4 protein-coding genes are annotated in these 5338 nt (G+C 44.6%); all 4 read left to right on the forward strand.

Annotation, left to right across the window (positions count from 1 at the left end; translation table 11 throughout):
* Positions 1-388 (forward strand): hypothetical protein (locus tag HMPREF1207_RS30485; protein WP_231392192.1); only part of this gene is annotated, 388 nt, incomplete at its 5' end.
* Positions 389-1166: 778 nt separating this feature from the next.
* Positions 1167-3689, forward strand: a complete 2523-nt coding sequence (locus tag HMPREF1207_RS27645) for a type IV secretory system conjugative DNA transfer family protein (protein ID WP_016424225.1) — start codon at positions 1167-1169, stop codon at positions 3687-3689.
* Positions 3690-3738: 49 nt separating this feature from the next.
* Positions 3739-3957, forward strand: coding sequence for a hypothetical protein (locus tag HMPREF1207_RS27650; RefSeq protein WP_009674521.1), 219 nt, complete (start codon positions 3739-3741; stop codon positions 3955-3957).
* A 233-nt stretch (positions 3958-4190) separates the two neighbouring features.
* The gene (locus HMPREF1207_RS27655; RefSeq protein WP_231392193.1) at positions 4191-4934 is read left to right on the forward strand and encodes a replication-relaxation family protein; all 744 of its coding nucleotides are present in this window, start codon (positions 4191-4193) and stop codon (positions 4932-4934) included.
* The last annotated feature ends 404 nt before the right edge of the window (positions 4935-5338 follow it).

Consider the following 5338-nt stretch of genomic DNA (forward strand, 5'->3'; position numbering starts at 1 on the left):
CGAGCTGCAGGCGGCCGAAGTCCGCAGGAGATGGGAGCCGGCCGGCGGGAACCGGTGGCCAGCGACAGCGGGGGAGATCAACCCGGGCGCCGGCAGCCTCCAGGAGCGCGGAGACGCGGAACCAGTGGCGACCGGACCAACATCCAGCACACACGCACGAGCTGCAGGCGGGCGAAGAAATCCGGAAGAGATCGTTGCCCGCCGGCGGGAACCCGTGTCCAGCGGGCAGCGGGGGAGATCAGCCTGGGCGCCGTCGCCTACGCGCCACAGTCGGCCGCAGGGCACTCTTTTACTGTTAGCCCAGCTGATAGCCGCCGGAGACGCCGAAAGAGTAAAAAGCGAATCGGGAACCAGGTCAACTAGCTTTTTTCCGTTCTATCTCGCTTGACACATTTTCGATACGTTGCTAGAATAGCAATACCTATTGTAGATGATTTAGAGAAAAGTCATTGTGAAGCGCCTGTTTCACCGATTATGCGATCGGATGGAGCAGCTGAGGGTCGCCAAACCCAAGTCGCCTGAACAATGACTTTTTTCATTTTTCCTTACTCTTAGCCCAGCTGATAGCTGCTGGAGACGCCCGAAGAGCACACAGACGCGGATCCCGTGATATCCAGGCCCCATCGCAACCGGTCAATCAGCGGGAAAGCCTCTCCCGGGAGGCGACATCTACGCGCTACAGTCGAACGCAGAGCGCTCTTGCATCGTCCAAAAGGAAAAAAGAGGTCCGGAGTTAAACATCCAGGACCTCTCTTCTTTTCTGCTGCTATTCTAACGGATGACTCACCCATGTACCTCTTTTTCCACATTCTTTACAGTAGCCAAATGCAGTAATCTCACCCGGCTTTAGCCCCCTAGAAGCACCATCCACAATGTGAATCGTCTCCTTCCTACAAACGTAACAACTCAACTTATCGTAATTCATTTCAACTCACCTCGGTTTATATTCTTAACGCCTCACCTCGCGGAAAATCAAGCGCTGTGAAGTCGTATATAAGAGAATATCGCTTTTGCTATGGAGAAACTTTTCAGCTCACCAAAACTTTTTTTTGAAGTCTGACTATACTTCATCACAATGCCTGTTTCCTCTGCCTCCCCCCTAAAGAAGAGAGAACGTTTAAGCCGGTTAAATCCCGGTGCCTAACAACGCGATAGGGGGGAATACAGTGGACACAGCAGTATTAGGGCTCTTAGGGGTTGGAGTAATTGTCGGCGGAAGCCTATACCTTGAATCCAAGAATCCCAAACTAAGAAATAAGGAGACCAAGGACTACCGGTACATCCGGCTTTTACCTCACGTAGAAAATCAGCTAAACCTCAACGATATCATGAGAATGGTTGAACAGTTCGCAGGATACTCCAGGACCAAGAAAGAACGTGCCCAAAAGGGGAGAGAATGGTTCAGGTTTCTCATTCATCGTTCCGAGGAAGGCATCGAATTTTACTTCGGGTATCCCCAGGACAGGGAGACCGGGGTAAAACGAACTTTTGAGGTTACCTATCCAAAAAGCGAACAGCATGCCATTAAACATCGGGAATTACCTCTTCCTCAAAATAATAAGGGGTACGGTGGTTCCTTCAGAATAGCGAGGGATGGGGAATATGAAGGACTTCCACTGCGCCCTTTTGACGCCAAATATGATGAATGGGGCGATGTACTTTTGTACATGCAGCCTGGAACTTGGATTGATCTAGTGCTGAGCGGCGCCACACATACTGATCTGAAAAACGCGATCAAAAAAACCCAGTCTAAGATGCTCCCAAAAGACAGAAGTGAATCCGGAAGTATGTACAAAACTGCCTGGGATGTCGGCGCAGCTGCTTTAAAAGAATTTGATCCCCGCAACGCGAAAGGCGGCGGATCACAAAGTAAACCGAGACCGCCAAAAACCCCAAAGGTTAGCGATCTCGATCTTGATGAAAAAATTAAATATAAAGGGCTGAATCAAAGATTTACCGGGCGCGAACGGGCTTTTAATATCACGCTGTCTCTCTGGTCTGAGGCCACAAATGCAGGAAGTGTAATCCAATCATTAGCAACCAGAATAGAATCCATGATGTCTTACGATAACAGCATTAAATTTATTAGGGGTAAGAAGAATCCCGTTTCAAAGATTTCCCCCGTCCCACATGGAAACCCAACCATGCTTTGGATTGACAAGGAAGTAGCAAACTTTCTTCATCTCCCTAACGGACAGGATAGAATTATGGAACAGGTCCCTCATTTAGAAAAAGGGCAGCGTAGCTTGGGAAAAAACGAACTGTCCGAGGGTGTTCAAGTAGGAAGACTTATACATCCGATTCAGTCAGGACGCGAAGTGCGTATTCCATTTGAACAGCTCTCAAAGCATAGTCTTCTGTCCGGCATGACTGGAACAGGCAAATCGTCAACAGCTATGGAAAAGGTGCAATCATTAATCGACGCCTGGCTAATAGACCCAGATAAAATGCCAGGATTCACTTACATGGATCCTGCTCAAGAAACAGTGGCCACTATTTTAACAAGGCTTTTAAAAGCCGAATTAGACGGTAAGAAAGTTCCATGGGAAAAGGTCCACTATGCATATTTAGGTGCTACAGAAAATCCTCTAGGATTAAATCTGCTTCACAGAAACCCTGGGGATACCTCGGACGAGGTAGCAAAATCTGCCCTAGGGCTGCTGAAATATGCGTATAGTGGCGATACCCCAAGAATGGACCGTCTTATAGAAAATGCTCTTCTGACACTCTTAGAAGATGATCAGCCACATACAATTTTAGGAATAGTCCCCATACTAACCGATGAAAATTTCAGAGATAGGATACTTCCCAAGGTAAAAGACCCTATGGTTCGTCAGTTTTGGCAGCGTGATATTCAAGATGCGGGTATTGATCCGATTCTTAACCGCTTATCACCATTGACCACAAACAAAACTATGAGAAGGATGTTCGGACAGAGTAAGTGGAGCCTAAATCTTCGAAAATATATGGACGAAGGACATATATTTTTATGGGATTTACTAAACGTCTCGGAACAAAACATTAAATTAACGGTTGGTCATCTTATTAACCAATATCATTTGACAGCAAAAACAAGACGAACGGGAAGTAAAAAGCACTTTTTGAATGTAGACGAGGCACACTTAGTACAAATTCCTGTGATGGGGAAAATAATTGCTGAAGATAGAAAATTTGGCCTCTGTTTAGAGTTAATCACTCAATATATTGATCAATTTGAAGGTTGGCTTGTTCAAGCCATTTTAGGAAACGTAGGGACAATTATGTCTTGCACCCAAGGCGCTGCAGCCGCACCCAAGGTTTCCACTATGACAGCAGGCATTTTTGATACAGATTATTTAAAAACCTTGCCTGAACGGGTCGTAGCTGTATATACAAAAACAAAAAATGAATCTGGCCGCAGTCAAATTACAACGATAACCGTGGAATCTGATCCACCCTATATCTATCTGCCAAACGGTAAAATTGCAGATCATGAAAATAAAATAGAGATGGAGGAAGCAGTACAGTGGGGATTGAGCAAGGGTAGAGAGCTTCAAGCAAGAGACGGAACGGCTGCTCACCTGGTAGATAAAGAAATTGACCAATATTTAAGAACCGGGACCCTTTTACAAGCTGAAAGAGGCAAACAAACAAAGGTTGATCTCCCTGAAGAACAGCCGGCTAAAGTTTTTCTTCCTTACGACTTTTAAACACTCAAAATGTCTGCCCCTCCTGACTATAAGTAGGAGGGGTTTTGAATTGAAAAGACAGAGAATGACGCATACATTCGAGCTAAAAGACGAGAAAATTCATGAGTTTCTTTCCCAAATGTCAGGCACTGAAAAAGCTCAATTCTTAAGGGATGCCGTTCAGCATCTTTACCTCATGAAAAATCACGGAATAAGTATATCTGTGCCTACATCCGATAGAGAAATTCCGGAAATACTTTGGAAATCCGTTAATACATACATCAAATAGCCAAGGTTTACATGCTTTTTTTAAAATTTCTCAGTATTTTCGCCTGGCTTACAACCTAACCTTGTAAACATGATTTTTAAGCTCTGTTTACATACGTTTAAGTCAAGTTTTCATGTAATCCAACGGTTCAACCAATCAAACATGTATACACATCCCTCTTGAGAGGAGAGTACTAAATGATCTTTCGCTGGCTTGTACACGAGTCTTTTACCAAGAGTGAGAGGCTTATAGCTATGATCAACGATCTGGGCATGGTAACGAAGCAGCAGCTGCTAACCATAACCGGTTGGGAAAAACGTCACTTGGAATGGGCAATTGAATCAATCAGGAAAAGGGCAGCCCGTCCGGAGGAAAAGGAACTTTGGCTAAAAGCCTATTACTTCCCGCATAAAACAACGACGGTTTATTCCCTTGGAAGGTTGGGGGCCGAATATGCCTTGGCAATGCAGCAAGAGGCCCGACGCCTGAAGGATCCTCCAAGAGCACAGCTCAGTCATTATATAGGCATAAATGACATTTTGGTCCGATTGCTTGAGGCCGGCATCTCCAGGGAACGATTACAGTGGGGGTCGACGGTTGAATCTACGGATTCCCTTATACGTTTGTGGGAATGGAATCACAAGCAAGTCGATCGGAAACAAATGATTCGCCCTGACGCCCTCCTAAAAATCGACGAGAAATTTAAGTTCTGGATCGAGTTCGATAATAATACTGAAGGTCCAAAAAAGCTTGAACGTAAGTATCACGATTACATTAAGACCCTCTCTCCAATTTCAGAAAAATCTCCAATCATCTGGGTCACAAACGAAGAAAAACGAAGGACTTATCTTGAAGAGAACTGGGATCTGCTCTGCAAAAACTTTTATAAAAATCAAACTGATCTACCCAAAATGTATTTTTTCACCTTAAAAAATGAAACCAATTTCATCCTAAACGAACTCGGTAAATTAACCTTAGAATCAACCTATGATTGGTGAATTATTAGCTGTATATAAACTGTATACGATCCTCTCAACCCCTTACTGGGCAAGGATTTGATAACTTACTTGGTATGCTCTTATGCATACCTTCTCTTCTTCTCTTCTCCCTTTTATTTCTCCGGCCTACTACTGGCGCACCGCTCTTGCCCTTCCTGCCTGCCTATCCCCGTTACTGCTTTCGTCCGCCTCCCTCAAACCTAAAAACAAAAACCGAAAAAAAAAAAAAAAAAAAAAAAAAAAAAAAAAAAAATGATCTTTTTGTAATCATCTTTTTCAACAGAAAAAAAAAAATACCCCAATGAAGATAAGATACCTCTTTTCTAAGAAGAGGCAATGCGGCCTCTCCTGGCGACAGACCCTAAAGCATGGTGGCCGGTACAGCCACGCCCAGGAACATATCC

It is taken from the genome of Paenibacillus sp. HGH0039, assembly GCF_000411255.1.
Classification (GTDB): domain Bacteria; phylum Bacillota; class Bacilli; order Paenibacillales; family NBRC-103111; genus Paenibacillus_F.